Source organism: Nonomuraea jabiensis, from assembly GCF_014204795.1.
Lineage (GTDB): Bacteria > Actinomycetota > Actinomycetes > Streptosporangiales > Streptosporangiaceae > Nonomuraea > Nonomuraea jabiensis.
On the sequence record NZ_JACHMB010000001.1, the window covers coordinates 4,505,233 to 4,520,922 of the forward strand.

Annotated in this window: 15 protein-coding genes and 1 pseudogene; 12 read left to right on the top strand and 4 right to left on the bottom strand. The window is 69.6% G+C overall.

What is annotated here, in order from left to right; genetic code table 11:
• Positions 1-505: 505 nt before the first annotated feature.
• A complete protein-coding gene (locus tag HD596_RS20775) occupies positions 506-1,120 on the bottom strand; it encodes a TetR/AcrR family transcriptional regulator (RefSeq protein ID WP_185071004.1) in 615 nt (204 codons plus the stop codon).
• A gap of 471 nt (positions 1,121-1,591) precedes the next feature.
• On the opposite strand from HD596_RS20775, the gene HD596_RS20780 reads away from it, so the two are divergent.
• Entirely contained in the window at positions 1,592-2,722 is a 1,131-nt protein-coding gene (locus HD596_RS20780; RefSeq protein WP_185071005.1) for an FAD-dependent oxidoreductase, read from the top strand.
• 27 nt (positions 2,723-2,749) lie between these two features.
• Here HD596_RS20780 and HD596_RS20785 read toward each other — a convergent pair whose 3' ends face one another.
• Complete coding sequence (locus HD596_RS20785) at positions 2,750-4,063, bottom strand: PTS transporter subunit EIIC (protein WP_185071006.1); 1,314 nt, start codon at positions 4,061-4,063, stop codon at positions 2,750-2,752.
• A gap of 28 nt (positions 4,064-4,091) precedes the next feature.
• Positions 4,092-4,832, bottom strand: coding sequence for a GntR family transcriptional regulator (locus HD596_RS20790; protein WP_185071007.1), 741 nt, complete (start codon positions 4,830-4,832; stop codon positions 4,092-4,094).
• Between the two features lie 125 nt (positions 4,833-4,957).
• Between HD596_RS20790 and HD596_RS20795 the strand changes: the two genes are divergently transcribed.
• From HD596_RS20795 to nagZ, 6 genes and pseudogenes are all read left to right on the top strand, one after another.
• Positions 4,958-5,992 (top strand): SIS domain-containing protein, encoded by a 1,035-nt coding sequence (locus HD596_RS20795; RefSeq protein WP_185071008.1) that lies wholly within the window; start codon positions 4,958-4,960, stop codon positions 5,990-5,992.
• Positions 5,993-6,024: 32 nt separating this feature from the next.
• Positions 6,025-6,264, top strand: a pseudogene (locus HD596_RS20800) (PTS sugar transporter subunit IIB); the annotation flags it as partial.
• Positions 6,265-6,274: 10 nt separating this feature from the next.
• Complete coding sequence (locus HD596_RS20805) at positions 6,275-6,721, top strand: PTS sugar transporter subunit IIA (RefSeq protein WP_185071010.1); 447 nt, start codon at positions 6,275-6,277, stop codon at positions 6,719-6,721.
• 91 nt (positions 6,722-6,812) lie between these two features.
• Entirely contained in the window at positions 6,813-7,073 is a 261-nt protein-coding gene (locus HD596_RS20810; protein ID WP_185071011.1) for an HPr family phosphocarrier protein, read from the top strand.
• Positions 7,070-8,737: a phosphoenolpyruvate--protein phosphotransferase gene (gene ptsP, locus HD596_RS20815; protein ID WP_185071012.1), complete on the top strand. Its 1,668-nt coding sequence runs from the start codon at positions 7,070-7,072 to the stop codon at positions 8,735-8,737. Before HD596_RS20810 ends, ptsP begins: the two co-directional genes overlap by 4 nt.
• A 72-nt stretch (positions 8,738-8,809) precedes the next feature.
• Positions 8,810-10,111 (top strand): beta-N-acetylhexosaminidase, encoded by a 1,302-nt coding sequence (gene nagZ, locus HD596_RS20820; protein WP_185071013.1) that lies wholly within the window; start codon positions 8,810-8,812, stop codon positions 10,109-10,111.
• Here the strand turns inward: nagZ and atpB are convergent, their stop codons facing one another.
• Complete coding sequence (gene atpB / locus HD596_RS20825; RefSeq protein ID WP_185071014.1) at positions 10,112-10,906, bottom strand: F0F1 ATP synthase subunit A; 795 nt, start codon at positions 10,904-10,906, stop codon at positions 10,112-10,114.
• 97 nt (positions 10,907-11,003) lie between these two features.
• On the opposite strand from atpB, the gene HD596_RS20830 reads away from it, so the two are divergent.
• The 5 genes from HD596_RS20830 to HD596_RS20850 all read left to right on the top strand — a co-directional run bounded on the left by HD596_RS20830 (position 11,004) and on the right by HD596_RS20850 (position 15,690).
• The gene (locus HD596_RS20830; protein ID WP_185078598.1) at positions 11,004-11,672 is read left to right on the top strand and encodes an HAD family hydrolase; all 669 of its coding nucleotides are present in this window, start codon (positions 11,004-11,006) and stop codon (positions 11,670-11,672) included.
• 106 nt (positions 11,673-11,778) lie between these two features.
• Positions 11,779-12,288, top strand: coding sequence for a DUF6912 family protein (locus HD596_RS20835; protein ID WP_185071015.1), 510 nt, complete (start codon positions 11,779-11,781; stop codon positions 12,286-12,288).
• 99 nt (positions 12,289-12,387) lie between these two features.
• A complete protein-coding gene (locus HD596_RS20840) occupies positions 12,388-12,834 on the top strand; it encodes a DUF2690 domain-containing protein (protein WP_185071016.1) in 447 nt (148 codons plus the stop codon).
• A gap of 90 nt (positions 12,835-12,924) precedes the next feature.
• Positions 12,925-13,551: an HAD family hydrolase gene (locus HD596_RS20845; protein WP_185071017.1), complete on the top strand. Its 627-nt coding sequence runs from the start codon at positions 12,925-12,927 to the stop codon at positions 13,549-13,551.
• A gap of 162 nt (positions 13,552-13,713) precedes the next feature.
• Positions 13,714-15,690 carry a zinc ribbon domain-containing protein gene (locus HD596_RS20850; RefSeq protein WP_185071018.1) on the top strand — a complete coding sequence of 659 codons (1,977 nt, stop codon included), beginning with the start codon at positions 13,714-13,716 and terminating at the stop codon, positions 15,688-15,690.

Consider the following 15,690-nt stretch of genomic DNA (forward strand, 5'->3'; position numbering starts at 1 on the left):
TTGGGTGGCGGGGTTGGCGCGGTGGGCTCGCGTCGTTGATTGGCGCCGGATGCGGCCATGGGGCGTCTCGCCGACGCGGCGCTAATGGGAGCGGGCGCGGCGCGCGTCGGCATGGAGTGGCCCGTCGGCAGTGGATCGCGGGGCGTGGCGCGTCGGCCGTGGGGCGTCGGGCGTGGCGCGTTGGCCGTGGGGCGAGGGTCGCGGGGATGGCAGGTTGGCCGTGGGCGTGGGGTGTTGCGACGGGCATGGGGCGTGGCGTGTCGGCCGTGGGGCCTGGGGGCTTGTGGCATGGGGTGGCGGCGTCGGGTGCGGTTTGGGGCTGGTCGGGCGTTTGTCCTCGCTGAACGGTGGAGGGCTTTGGGACGGGTTCGCCGGTGTGCGGGATGAGGGCGTCCGTTATGCGGTCGGGCCAGGTCGGCTGTGCGAGGTCGATCCGTGGATGGAGGGCTCGGCGAGACGGATCGGCTCGGTCGAGTGTGGGTGAGATTCTGGAGATTTTGAAGGGCTATTGTCCTGGTTGTTTGGCTTCACCCTGTGAGGGTGAAGAGGTTGTGAGCCAGCCTCCCCAGCCGTGTTCCAGCAGGTCGAACAGTTGCCGGAGGTCTTGATCGCTTCGGGCCAGGGAAGGGCATTCCAGGGCGAAGCGGGCGAGGGCGGTGGCGGCGAGGTTGTCTCGGGGGACGCCTGCGGCCTGGGCGATGGCAGCGGTCAGGGCGTCCTGGTGGCGTAGCCACATGCCGCGCGCGTACTCGCGCAGTGCGGGGGTGGAGTTCACCAAGGCTGCGTGGGCGGTGTGGGATGGGTCGTCGTCGTCCCCGCGCCGCTGCTCTCTGGCCGTGAGGTGATCGCGCAAGGCGTGCAGGACGCTCTGCCCGGCGGGGCGGTCGCGCACGGCGGCGACCATGTCGGCCTCCAGATCGGCGTCCATGTCGAAGACGAGCGCCTCCTTGCTGGGGAAGTGCTGGAACAGCGTGCTCAGGGCGACGTCGGCGGCCTGGGCGATCTCCCGGACTCCGACGTTGTCGAAGCCCTTCTCGGTGAACAGCGCCAGTGCGGCGTCGGCCAGGGCCTGGCGGGTCTGCGCCTTCTTGCGCTCGCGGCGCCCCATGGTCTCCGTCATTCCCCCATCCTATCCAGTCGGCGGAACAAGTCCGAAGTCGAATCTGATTTGATTTCGAGTCGGATTCGACTATGTTGCGCGGAGCGGGCCGGTGGTCCCCAGGCGCCCCTTGTCACCCACCCGCTGAGAGGAGGTCACGACGACCGGCGCACCGCCCCGCAGGTCAGCGGTTGGCAGCTCACCTTCGCGATCGTCGTCCTGGGGGTCGGCGCGGGCGCGAGCATCCTGGACTGGACTCCGCGATCGTCAATGTCGCGGTCGCTCACCTCGCCCTCGCCCAGGTGTTCGGCAGGAGCCGCGCCAGCGCCACTCACCGGGCAAAGCGGCGTTCGGGACTGCCTTCCTGAGGGGCCGTCGCCTTCACCGCCCTGCCCGGCGCCCTCGCCTGCCTTCTGCCCAAGGGCAAGAAGCAGCCGGGCTGATCCCTTCTGTCCCTCAATCACTCTCTTCCGTGAACGGAGCACCACCCGCATGACCAGCACTCCCCGTATCGCGATCGTCGGCGCGGGCCCCGGCGGGCTCGTCTGCGCCCGCATCCTGCAGAACCACGGCATCCCCGTCACCGTCCTGGAGCGCGAGGCGGCCGCCACCGTCCGCTCCCAGGGCGGCACCCTCGACATCCAGGGCCCCACCGGCCAGGTCGCCCTGCGGGCCGCCGGGCTGTTCGACCGGTTCCTCGCTCTGTCCCGTCCCGAGGGCCAGGAGGTACGCATGATGGACCGTAGTGCCGTCATGGTGCGGCACTTCATCCCCGACGCTGAGGACATCGCCGCCCCCGAGATCGACCGGGGGCAGCTACGCACCCTGTTGATGGACTCCCTCGCCCCCGGCACCGTGCGCTGGGACCACTCCGTAGAGACCACCACCGCCCTGCCCGACGGTACGGTGCGTCTCGAGTTCGCCAACGGCGGCACTGAGGTCTTCGATCTGGTCGTGGGGGCCGACGGCGCCTGGTCCCGGGTCCGCCCAGCCCTCACTGACACCGAACCCGTCTACAGCGGCGTCACCTTCGTCGAGATCCACTTCGACGACATCGACGACCGCCACCCCGACCTAGCCCGACTGATCGGCCAGGGCACCCTCGCCGCCAAGGCCGGCCGCCTCAGCCTCATCGCCCAGCGCAACAGCAACGCCCACGTCCGGGTCTACATCGCCTTCCGCGGCCCCCTCGACTGGAACGCCGGCCTCGACCCCGACGACAGTGACGCCCTCCGTGCCCGCCTCCTGGGGATGTACCAGGGGTGGGACGAGGGCCTGCTCGCCATGCTGCGGCTCAACGTGGGCCCGTTCATCAACCGGCCGATCTTCGTGCTGCCCGTCCCGCACACCTGGCAGCGCGTGCCCGGTGTCACCCTGCTCGGCGACGCCGCGCATCTGATGCCGCCGGCCGGTGTCGGCGCCAACCTCGCCATGCTCGACGGCGCCGAACTCGCCCAGGCCGTCATCGACCACCTCACCGTTGAAGAGGCGCTGGCCGCCTATGAGGCCGTGATGCTGGCCCGCTCGGTGAGCGAGGCGAAGCGGACTGGGGAGATGCTCGCGGTCCTCATGCCCGACACCGACTCCGTCGAGCCGCTCTTTCCCAGCATCCGCGGCGACTGAACCGGCTTCACCGCCCCCCAAGGATGGTTAGGTTTCGCCTGAGTCGACGTCTGGTTCGGGCTCGCGGCCTGGGGTGAGGATGTTGAGTTTGCGGATGAGGAAGGTGAAGACGGCGTAGTAGATAACGCCGTAGATCACCCCCAATATCAGGATCCCGGGCAAATTCTGGGTGTTCGACTTGCTGGCGTTCAGGAGCAGGTCGAGCAGACCGGCGGAGAAGCCGAAGCCCAGTTGCCCGCCGATCAAGGTGGTCAGGGCCATGGCCAGGCCGGTCAGGATGGCGTGCGCCACCAAAAGCAGCGGAGCCACGAAGATGAAGGCGAACTCGATCGGCTCCGTGATCCCCGTGACGAACGACGCCAGGGCGGCCGAGAGCATGATGCCGCCCACCGTGGCGCGGCGGTGGGGTGGGGCGGCGCGCCACATGGCGAGGGCGGCGGCGGGCAGGGCGAACATCATGATGGGGAAGAAGCCGGCCATGAACTGGCCGGAGTGCGGGGCGCCGCCGAAGTAGCAGTTCCAGTCCCCGCCCAGCACCCGGCCGCCCACCTCGCACTGCGGCACCACGTACCAGACGACGGAGTTGACGAAGTGGTGCAGGCCGAGGGGGATGAGCAGGCGGTTGACGAGGCCGTAGATGCCGGTGCCGATCGGGCCGATGGCGGCCAGGGCCTCGCCGGCGTGGCGGATCCACTCGCCGATCACCGGCCACAGCCAGCCGAAGACCACGCCGATGAGCAGGGCCACGATGGAGGTGATGATGGGGACGAACCGGCGACCGCCGAAGAAGGCCAGCCAGGACGGCAGCTTGATGCGGTGGAAGCGCTGCCAGAGGAGGGCGGCGACCAGGCCCATGACGATGCCGCCGAGGACCTTGGTGGGGTTCTGCATGCCGTAGTTGATGATCTCCTTGATGCCCTGGGCCTGGGCCTCCTTGATGAGGACGGTGTCGCGGATGTCGGAGCCGAAGAACATCACCTTGGTCACCCGGTCGAAGACCAGGTAGCCGACCACGGCGGCCAGGGCGGTGGAGCCGTCGGCCTTGCGGGCGAAGCCGATCGCCACTCCCACGGCGAACAGCAGCGGCAGGTTCTCGAACAGCGCCGCGCCGGCCGCGGCGAGCACCTCGGCGACCTGGTTCATCCAGGAGAACCCGGCCACGTCCGCCAGGCCGCCCGGCTCGGCGCCGTTGGAGCCGAGCATGTCGGGCTGGCCGAAGCGGAGCAGCAGGGCGGCGGCGGGCAGGGCGGCGATGGGCAGCATGAGGGAGCGGCCCAGCCGCTGGAGCACGGTCATCACGCGAGCGAACGGCGAAGGCCGGGCGGCGGTGGTCTCGTTCACCGGGCGTTCCTCCGAGCCGGGTGAGGCCTCAGCCCCGTCTTACGGGCATTTCCAGGATGGTGCGCAACTGGTAGCGATCCGCACGATACGTGGACACGCCCAGCTCCGCACAGACGCCGCCGGCGAACGACCTGCGCTGCAGCAGTAGTACGGCGCCGCCGCGCGGGAGCTTCAGCAGGTCGGCGTCGCTCGGGTCGGCGATGCCGCCGTCGATGGTGAGCTCGCCGGCGTCCATGACGAGGCCGTAGCGGCTCTCCAGCAGCTCATACAGTGATTTATCCGACAAGTCGTGGGAACCCAGGTCGGGGGCGAGCTTGACCGGGATGTGCGCCCGTTCGATGGACAGCGGCTCCCCGTCGGCCATCCGCAGCCGCTCGATGAAGTGCACCTCCTCGCCCGGCTGGATCCCCAGCTCCTTGGCGAGATGTGCGCTGGCCCGCACGATCCGGCGATCGAGGTCGCGCGAGCCCGGGACCATGCCCCGCGCCCTCATGTCGTCGGTGAACGACGTCAGCTGCAGCGCCAGCTCGATCTTGGGCCGGGCGACGAACGTCCCCTTGCCGGGCACCCGGTGCAGGCGGCCCTCGGACACGAGGTGGTCGACGGCCTGCCGTACGGTCATCCTGGACAGGCCGAAGCGCTGGCAGAGCTCGCGCTCGGACGGGATGGCCGCCCCGATGCTGAGCTCGTCGCTGTCGATGAGGTCCAGCAGGATCTCGCGGAGCTGGAAATACTTGGGCACCGGGCTGTCCGGATCGATGTGCGCCACGGATCCTCCCCTCGATCGCGACCTTGGCAATGGGTTATGGTTCGTACTGGTCTAGTCCGGACTAGACCACATGTCGCGAAAGACGGTCAAGTCCGCGTCGCAGTCGATCAAGGAAAGAGCCCGAGATGACCACGAAGATGCGCAGCGAGATCGCCGAGCAGCCGGCCGCGCTGCGGGCCACCCTGGACTCCCTGCTGCCGAGGGTCGGCGAGGTGAGGGCAGTGGGCGAGCAGACTCGCCAGCTGCTGTTCATCGCGCGCGGCACCTCTGACAACGCTGCAGTTTATGGGCGATACCTGGTCGAATCACACGCGGGTCGCCTGGCCGCGCTGGCCGCGCCCTCGATCGCCACGACGTACAAGCGCAAGCTGGACCTGGACGGGGTGCTGGCGGTCGCGATCTCGCAGTCGGGGCGCACCGAGGAGATCGTCGAGACGCTGACCTGGGCCAAGGACTGCGGGGCCAGGACCGTCGGCATCACGAACGGGGGCGAGCAGAGCCCCCTCGCGCAGGCCGCCGACGTGGCCCTGTGTACGGTCGCCGGCGAGGAGAAGGCCGTTCCCGCGACCAAGACGTACACGACGCAGCTGGCGGCGCTGGCCGTGCTCGCGCTGGGCCTGGGCGCGGACGTGGACGCGGAGGAGCTGCGGCGGGTGCCCGAGGCGGTGGAGAAGCTGATCACCGAGCCGGGCGACCTGGAGGCCGTGGCCGAGGGCCTGCTGGACAAGCCGGGCGTGGTCGTGTCCGGGCGCGGGCTGGCGTTCTCGACGGCCCTGGAGACGGCGCTGAAGCTCAAGGAGGCCTGCTACCTGCACGCCATGGGCCTGTCCTACGCCGACCTGCTGCACGGCCCCATCGCCGTGGTCGACGCCGACACGCCCGCGCTGCTGGTCGCCGCCGAGAACAGCCCGACCCTGTCCGGTACGGTCGCGCTGGCCGAGCGGGTGGTGGCCGCGGGCGCGGCGGCGTACACGATCGGTGGCGGCGACGCGCTCGCACGGGCGGGCACCGCCGCGCTGAACGGCCCCGACCTGCCCGAATGGGTGGCTCCGATGGGCTTGATCGTGCCCGGCCAGCTGCTCACCGAGGCGCTGGCCCGCAGGCTCGGCATCGACCCCGACGCGCCGCGCGGGCTGAACAAGGTCACCCAGACCGACTGAAATAGCCTGGTCACAAGAGCTCTAGGGAGGGCCGGATGGCGGCTGACGCGAACGCGATCATCGCCGGTTTGGGCGGGGCCGACAACATCATCGAGATCGAGCCCTGCATCACCCGGTTGCGCACGGAGGTGCACGACGCGTCCAAGGTCGATCAGGCCGCCCTCAGGGCGGCGGGCGCGCATGGTGTGATGGCCGCGGGGAACGTGGTCCAGGTCGTCGTCGGGCCGGAGGCGGACACCATCGCCAGCGACATCGAGGACATCATCGGCTAAGGGCGAGACCATGACGACTGTTCTCGCCCCGGTTGAGGGGGCAGCTGTGGGGTTGGCCGCCGTGCCCGATCCGGTGTTCTCCGCCGGGTTGGTCGGGCCGGGGGCCGCGATCGACCCGCTGCGCGGGCCGGGAAAGGCCGTAGCCCCTATAGCTGGAAAAATCATGAAACTGCATCCGCACGCGTACGTCATCGTCGGAGACGACGGCAGAGGCGTCCTGGTACATCTGGGCATCGACACGGTCGAGCTCAAAGGCCAGGGGTTCGAGCTCCTGGCCGCCGAGGGCGACCGCGTGAGCGCCGGGCAGCCCGTCGTGGCCTGGGACCCGGCGGTCGTCGAGGCGGGCGGCCGCTCGCCGGTCTGCCCGGTCGTCGCGCTCGACGCCCTCTCCGGGTCCGTGACGGAGGTCGCGGAGGGAGCGGTTCACGCCGGGGACGAGCTCTTCCGATGGGAATAGCCGCGGAACGAGCGGGTTCAGCGAGACGGCAGAATGTAAACGCGCTATCACAACGGTCCAGCTGGTCTGGACCGCCGGCAAAGGAGGAGTAATGGGTGAGCGCAAGGTCACCGTGGCGGCGGAAGTGGGGCTGCACGCCCGCCCCGCCGCGACGTTCGTCCAGCGGGCGAAGAAGGCCCCCATGGACATCACGGTGACGAAGTCTTACGGCAGCGAGAAGGTCAACGGCAAGAGCATTCTCGCGATCATGGCCCTGGACGTGAAGCAGGGCGAGACCGTCGTGATCAGCGCGGAGGGCGAGGGGTCGGAAGAGGTCCTCGACGAGCTGGCCGCGATCGCCGCGGCGCCATGAACCTGCGGGGGGTAGGGGTCAGCCCGGGCATCGGGCACGGCCCCGCGTACGTTCTGACCGTCTCCGTGCCCGAACCCCCCGAGGGCGCCACCTACACCGGTGAGGCGGATCAGGAGAAGGAGCGCGCGATGGCCGCGCTCACGCAGGTCGCGGGCGAGTTGGAGGCCCGGGGAAACCAGGCGGGCGGCGAGGCCGGGGAGATACTCAAGGCCCAGGCGCTGATGGCCGAGGATCCCGGGCTGGTCGTCAAGGTACGAACGTTGATCGACCGCGGCCTGGCCGCCCCGAGGGCGGTTTTTGAAGCTTTCACGAAATATCGGGACGTACTGGCCGGGTCCGGGGGCTACCTGGGCGAGCGGGCCGCCGACCTCGACGACATCAGGGACCGCGTGATCGCGCTGCTCTACGGGCACGCCATGCAGGGGCTCCCGAGCGCCCCCGAGGAGCCGTACGTGCTGGTCGCCAGGGACCTCGCGCCCGCCGACACGGCGCTGCTGCGCAAGGAGGACGTCGCGGCGTTCGTCACCCAGGAGGGCGGCCCCACCAGCCACACCGCGATCATGGCCAGGGCGATGGGCGTGCCCGCCGTCGTGGCCTGCCCGGGCGCGCTGGACATCCCGCCGGGCGTCCGGGTGATGGCCGACGGCACGTCGGGAGACGTACACGTCGAGCCGGCCGAGTCCGACGTGGCCGAGGCGGTCGGCGCGGACGCCGCGCGGCAGGCGGCGATCGCCGCGGCGAAGGGGCCGGGCAGGACCGCCGACGGGCACCCGGTCCCGCTGCTCGCCAACATCGGCGGCCCCGCGGAGCTCGGCGACGCCGTCAACGCCGGAGCCGAGGGGATCGGGCTCTACCGCACCGAGTTCCTCTTCCTCGACAGGACCGAGCCGCCCTCCGCGGAGGAGCAGCGGCGGGCCTACCTCGCGGCGCTGGAGGCGTTCCCCGGCGGCAAGGTGGTCGTGCGGACGCTGGACGGAGGCGCGGACAAGCCGCTGGCGTTCCTGCCCGCGCCGGCCGAGCCGAACCCGGCGCTCGGGGAGCGGGGGCTGCGCAGGTTCAGGAAGTTCCCCGACGTCATGGCGGCGCAGCTCGGCGCGCTCGCGGCCGTCGCCTCCGAGCGGCTGCAGGTGATGGCGCCGATGGTGGCCACGGCCGAGGAGGCCGCGTGGTTCGCGCAGGAGTGCCGGGCCAGGGGCCTGACGAACGTGGGCGCGATGATCGAGATCCCGTCGGCCGCGCTGCGCGCCCGCGAGCTGCTCACCCGGGTGGACTTCGTCTCGATCGGCACCAACGACCTCGCCCAGTACGCCTACGCCGCGGACCGCCAGGTCGGCGCCGTGAGCGCGCTGCACGACCCGTGGCTGCCCGCGCTGCTGGACCTGGTCGCCATGACCGCCACCGCCGCCGCCAGGGCGGGCAAGCCGTGCGGCGTCTGCGGCGAGTCGGCCGCCGACCCGGCGCTGGCCTGCGTGCTCGTCGGGCTCGGGGTCTCCTCGCTGTCGATGGGCGCCGCGGCGCTGCCCGCCGTACGCGCCGTGCTGGCCGAGCACACGCTCGAACAGTGCCGGCGGGCCGCCGAGGCCGCGCGGGCGCAGACGACGGCGGCGCACGCGCGGGCGGCGGCCCGGGTGCACCTGTCCGGGCTCGCCCGGCTGGGGCTGTGACCGGGTCCACATCCGGCCGTCTTGGTAAAGGGACGGTCTGGTGTGGGTTGCCGGATGGATACCTTTGGAAGCATGCTTCGACGGATCGGTACGGCAGGCCTCCTCTCGATCGCTCTGACAGCCTGCGGCGCAGGCGGCAGCCCGGCGGGTGCGACCCCGACCGGCGGAGGCAAGGCCGCACCGCCCGCGCAGACCACGCCCCCGCAGGCGCCCCCGCCGACGACGCCGCAGGCGCGGCAGGACGCCGTCGAGCGGGCCCTGGCGAGGATGAGCGTCGAGGAGAAGGTCGGCCAGCTCTTCATGCCCGTCCTGTACGGCACCGCGGCCGACACGGTGTCGGGCGAGAACCAGGCCAGGTACGGCGCCCAGACCCCGGCCAAGGTGATCGCGAAGTACCACCTCGGCGGCGTGATCCTCTTCCCCCACAACATCAAGGGCGTCGGCCAGGTCGTCGGCCTCACCAACGGCCTGCAGCGGGCGTCCGGGGACGTGCCGCTCCTGATCGGCACCGACCAGGAGAACGGCCTGGTGGCCAGGATGTCCGCGCTCATGACCGACTTCCCCGGAGCCGCCGAGATCGGCGCCACCAAGAACCCCGACCGGGCGCGCGCCGTGGCCAAGGCCACCGGCGCTGAGCTGCGCGCGCTCGGCGTCAACCTCGACTTCGCCCCGGTCGCCGACGTGAACGTGAACCCCAAGAACCCGGTCATCGGCCGCCGGGCCTACGGCAATGACCCGGCGCGGGTGGCGAAGATGGTCGCGGCGGCGGTCAAGGGGTTCGACGAGGCGAAGGTGGCCGCCACCGCCAAGCACTTCCCCGGCCACGGGGACACCGACGTCGACAGTCACACCGGGCTGCCGGTGATCAAGCACACGAAGGCGCAGTGGGAGAAGATCGACGCGCCGCCGTTCAGGGCGGCGATCGACGCGGGCGTGGACGCCGTGATGAGCGCGCATCTCGTCTTCCCCAAGCTGGACCCGTCCGGCGACCCGGCCACGCTGTCCAAGCCCATCCTGACCGGTCTGCTGCGCCAGAAGCTCGGCTTCAAGGGCGTGATCTCCACCGACGCGCTCAACATGGAGGGCGTGCGCAAGAAGTACAACGACGGGGAGATCGCGGTGCGGGCCGTGCTGGCCGGGGCCGACCTGCTGCTCATGCCGAACGACCTGCCGAAGGCGTACCGGGCGGTGGTGGCGGCGGTGAGGTCGGGCCGGATCTCCAAGGAGCGGCTCGACCAGTCCGTCACCAGGCTGCTCACGCTCAAGCAGGACAAGGGCTACCTGCCCGAGGCCCCTGCCGCCAATGCGGAGAGGGCGGCCGGCGTGCTGCGCTCCGCGGCGCACCGCAAGCTGGCCGCCCAGGTCACGCGCTAGCTAGTGTGCGCCGCGCAGGCCGCTGGCGATGAACATCCCTGCCAGCATGGCGAACAGGAACGCCTGCAGGAACTGGATGAACATCTCGAACGCGGTCATCACGATCGTCATCAGCACGCCGAGGACGCCGAGCCCCGCGCCCAGCGGGGTGAGCTGCTCGAACAGGAACCAGAAGCCCACCGAGCTGAAGAAGGCCAGGAGGATGTGGCCGGCGAACATGTTCGCGAACAACCGCACGAAGTGCGTGAACAGCGACGTGATGAACACCTCGGCCAGGATCATCGGGGCGTAGAGGCCGTACGCCCAGCCGGGCAGGCCCGGGAGGTGCACGATGCCCCTCAGGTAGCCGCGCACGCCGTGGTGGCGGACGCCGAGGTAGATCTTGATGCCGTACACGGTGAGCGCCAGCACCAGGGGGAAGGCGATGTGCGCGGCGACGGGGAACTGGATGAGCGGGATGACGCCCATCAGGTTCCAGATGAGCACGGTCAGGAAGATCGTGAGGAGGAAGCCCATCCATCGGTCGGAGTCGGCGCCGAGGTTGGGCCGGGCGATCTGGTCGCGTACGAACAGGTACGCGTACTCGCCGATGCTCTGCCAGCCGCGTGGGATGATCTTCGGCTTGGCGAACGCGGCCCAGCACAGGGCGATGGCGATGACCGAGCTGAGCAGGGCGATGAGCACCGGTTTGGTGAGCCATTCCGGGCCGCCGGGGAAGATCGGCGCGAACTCGAAGAGTTCCAGGCCTGGGGCGGTCCATCGGTCAGGGGAGGTGATCAGGATCGTCGTCCGCACGGCGGTCCTTTCTGGGTAGCGACTATCGCTGGAAGCACACCATAACCGGATAAATTGGACGCCCTTTTTATGGGGTTTTATCGGCTTATAAGTGCCGATGGCGTTCTATTCTGGAACGGTGCTTACGGGTGTGCTCATCGACTGGGGCGGCGTACTGACGACCAGCCTTTCCGACTCCATCGCGCGCTGGATCGCGGCGGACAGGATCGACGGCGACCACTACCGCGCGGTGATGCGGAAGATGGTCGACCACGCTTACGGCGACGGTGCCGGCGAGAGCGTCGTCCACGCGCTGGAAAGGGGCGAGATCGACGGCTCCGCTTTCGAGCGCGACCTGGCCGCCCGGCTGCTGACCCTCGACGGGGTGCCGCCCGTGGCCGAGGGGCTGCTGGAGCGGATGTTCGCGGGATTCGAACGCGTTGACGCAATGTACGACATGCTCCGCGACGTACGGAAAAATGGTGTCAAAACGTGTTTGGTATCTAACTCCTGGTCGAATGAGTATCCCCGTGCCGACTGGGACGAGTTCTTCGACGCGATCGTGATCTCCGGCGAGGTCGGCATGCGCAAGCCCGAGCCGCGCATCTTCCACCACGCGGTCGAGCTGATCGGCCTGGGGTGCGAGGAGTGCGTGTTCATCGACGACATCGAGGCCAACATCCTGGCCGCCCGCGCCCTCGGCATCGCCGGCATCCATCACAAAGATGCCCACTCGACCATCGAGGAACTCGAGTCTCTCCTCCGTCTCACGCTGCGACGGGCATGATAGAGCCCTTGCACGCTGAGACGGGTCCGCCGCCGAGTGCGGACCTCGATCTCGGCACGCCGAGCTGAGCTGAGCTCGGCCGGAAAGAAAGCACGAAAGGTTCGTCATGCGCGTCTATCTGCCGTGCACTCTCCCGGCACTGGCCCAGGCGGTCAAGGCGGGAGAGTTGGGCCCGGCCCCGCTGACCGGCTACGCGGTGACCCCCGCGCTGACCGAGTGGTATGCCTCGGGCGACACCGAGGAGCTCGAATACGTGGCGCTCACCGAGGCGGCCCGCGCCTCGCTGCGCATGCTGGCCGCCGACCGCGCCGACGGCGTCGAGACCGCGTTCCGGCGCGTGGTGGTCGCCGCCGAGGTGCCGGAGCGCGCGGTCTCCGCCGGAGTCGACCTGGAGGAACGGGCGAGAGTACGCCTCGCCGACCCGATCCCGCTGGCCAAGGTGGCCGCGGTGCACATCGACGACCACGAGGCGATCTCCGACATCGAGGCCGCCGTCGCCGCGCTGCCGGCCGCGGACGAGGGCGACGACGACGCGAGATTCACCGTGGACGGGGCCGAGGCGCACGAGCTCATGTGGTACGCCACCCAGGAGATCCCCGACCTCCTGGGCTCATAACGGAGGCGTTACATCGATCACAGTTCCTTGACCATCGAGAGCCGGGCCTCGCTAGGGTCGCGATCTAGCAAGTGTTGTTTACGCAAGGAGTCGGTCCAAGTGAAGCTTCGAGTTGCCGCTACCGTCCTGGGCGCCGTCGCGGCGGTCCTCCTGGCGGGCGCGCCCGCGCACGCCCAGGCCAAGCCCGGCGACCACAAGGACCCGGCCAAGTCGGGCTGCTGGAACTCGGCCAAGGTGGTCAAGACCGCCTCCATCAAGAGCCGCATGGACGGCAACGTCGGAACGATCAAGCTCTGGTGGTCCGGCAAGTGCAAGACCAACTGGGTCGAGATCCGGACGGCCTCCTCGGCGACCGGGACCATCAGCGTGTACGCGGCGGACGGCCGCTACGACCGGTTCAGCTTCAAGAAGGGCAACAAGGGCAGGCACTGGGGCAACATGATCTGGGCCAACAACATGTGTGCCTGGGGCAGCGCCTCGATCCAGTGGAACGGCGGCCGCGGCGGCCAGAACGGCGCCGGCACCACCGCCAAGGCCTGCGGCTAGCTCTCCCCCGGGGGCCGTGGCCGGATGGTCGCGGCCCCTGCGCTGGGCGTTCATCGAAACGTCACACGTGCCGTCTAAGCTTGTCGCAACATGACAAAACACATCATCTGGGATTGGAACGGCACGCTCTTCCACGACATCGACGCCGTGGTGGGAGCCACCAACGAGGTCTTCAAGCCGTACGAGCTTCCTGAGATGACCGCCGACGGCTTCCGCGCGGTCTACACCCGGCCCATCTGGGTCGCCTACGAGCGCATGCTCGGCCGCCCCCTGACCGAGGGGGAGTGGGAGCTGCTCGACAACGGGTTCCACGAGCACTACTTCCGGCTGAGCGACGCCTGCGCGCTGGCCGCCGACGCCGAGCTCGCCCTCGCGAGCTGGACGGGCACCCAGTCGCTCTGCTCGATGGCGCCGCACGCGCACCTCGTGCCCAAGGTCGACTCGTTCGGCATCACCCGGCACTTCACCCGCATCGACGGGCTGCTGGGCACCACCGGCGGCGAGAAGGCCGCGCACATGACGGCGCACCTCACGGCCATCGGGGTGGATCCCGGCGAGATCCTGGTGATCGGCGACAGCGTGGACGACGGGCTCGCCGCGCGGCACGTGGGGGCCAGGGCGGTGCTGTACACGGGCGGGATGACGACCCGCGCCGAGCTGAAGAGCACCGGCTTCCCCGTGGTCGACACGCTGTCGGACGCGCTGAATTTCGCGTAAAACTCCAGCGGTAGATGGCGATCTGGCTGGTAGAGGCCTATCGCTGTGGAGCTCAAGCTCAGTCGTGGGATGTATCGCTCGAGTGTTCTATATGGCAGGGCTGAACCTGGTAACCTAGCGCTCACTTACAGTGAAGATCGGAGCGGCGGGGCAGGGTTGCTGGTGAGGCGCAGACTGCTGCTGGTCAAGGGGCAGACTGCCCGGACGGCGGGTGCCCGCGTGCCGCTGCGCGGTGGTGTGGAGGAAAAGACTGGCGAGGTGCTGCCCGCAGCCGTGCTGGCCGAGCGGGTCGGTTGGTGTGCCGCGTTGGTGTCCGGGATCGTCGCGCGACTGCTTGCCGAGCACTGGGTGGACGCCGACGTTGCATTGCTCGCGGGAGGGCTGGACGCCGGCGGGCGGAAGCTGCCGTCGAACGCGTGGATGGCGATGCGTCGGCTGGGCTGGACCGCGGGCGCGCCGGAGGGCGTGACGGTCAACGACCGGATTGTACGCATGGCTCAGGAACAGGCTGGACGTCTGCTGCGCGCTGCAAACTGGCGGGTTCAGCTCACCGCTGGCGTGCTGGCCACTTGGCCCGTTGATGTACGCAAGCGCACCGCTGAGGAATGGGAGCAGGTGCGCGCCGCGATCCCCGGCGGACGGCACCTGCCTTCAGGTGTCATCAAGGCCCGTACCCGGCAGATCACCGCCTACCTGCGGGCCGGTGGACGGCTGCCGACCGATGTGTTCGAACTGGAAGATCCGCCTCGGGCGGCGCGGATGTTGCTGCTAGCTGCCTGCGACCGCCAGCAGGCCACCATCGAGCGTAGCGACGCCGATCCACGCAGAGCATTGCTACGGCTGCAACTGCCGACCCGTCCCGATCCGCGTAAGTACGCCGATTGGACGTGGGTGGCCTGCCCCATCATGCTGCCCCCCACCATCCCGGCCAACGCGGTGCTGCACCTCCCCACTCTGTGCCTGCATGGTGGAGACGTCCGCGCCGAGGTGGCATATACCCATGCCGTCCCCCAGGCTCAGCGCCTGGGCCACACCGTCGCGCTCGGCGTGGACTGGGGGCTGAACACGCTTTTGTCAGCCGGGGCGGTGCGGCTCCATGGGGACGGACGCCTGACCGCTCTGGGCGGCGGCGCTCAGTTTCGCGCTGCCGGAGTGCTGGCCAAGCAGCACCGCCTGCGCCGACACAGCGAGCAGTTGCGCGCCAAGGTGGACCACTACCAGCGCCTGATCGACGGGCGTGGGCCCGATCCGGCGCTGGCGGGTAAGCGCGCGCTGCTGGCAGAGGAGATCCGGCATTTGTCCAAGCGCCGCAAGTACCTTAACGACGCTCTCGCACGGGCAGCAGCCCGGTGGGTGGTCGATCATTCCATCGCCGCCGGGGCCACGGTCATCTATCTGGAAGATCTGCGCTCGCTGGAGGCCTGCAGGATGGGCCGCACCCTGAACACGCGCCTGTCGCAGCAGGTGCGCGGCCGAATCGTTGACCACGTCCGGAGCATTGCCGCCGAAGTGGGCATCGCGGTGGTGATCGTCCCGGCGAAGAACACATCCCGGCACTGCCCGAACTGCCTGACTGTGCTGCGGCACTGCAAGGCGCCTGACCAGCCGGCGGTGGCCGGGTGGAAATGGGCGAGTTGCCTGGGCTGCGGCTGGCAAGGCGACCGCGACCATGGTGCCTGGCTCCGGATCGCCGCCCGTGGCCTCTCCCACCAGGCCACGACCGCCGTGGACCGGGCAACTGGTGAGATGGTTATCCGCTCCGTGAGAGACGAGCTTGAAGCCCAGGCGGTCATCGCTTCGCCCGCCTCAAAGACCATTCGGACGGATCGGTCGAAGACTGGACCAACCCGACATCGCACTCCACGCCCTGTGCCCAGGCGACGCAGGGCACCCTCCCCAGCACGGCCTGCCGGCCAGGCTGGCCAGCGTCCGGAGGGACTCGAACCAACGGACCGGTCTCGGTTGCCGCGCGCAGCCCACCGGCACCAGGTCGGGATGACGATCAGCACACCCACCAGGCGGCACCAACCGCGCGGGGCGGCATTGGGTGCAGGATTTCACCTACACGCCCATGCTTCCCCACCACGGTGGGATACGATCGCAGGTGTTATATCCACCAAGGGTCGCTTAGCTGATTAG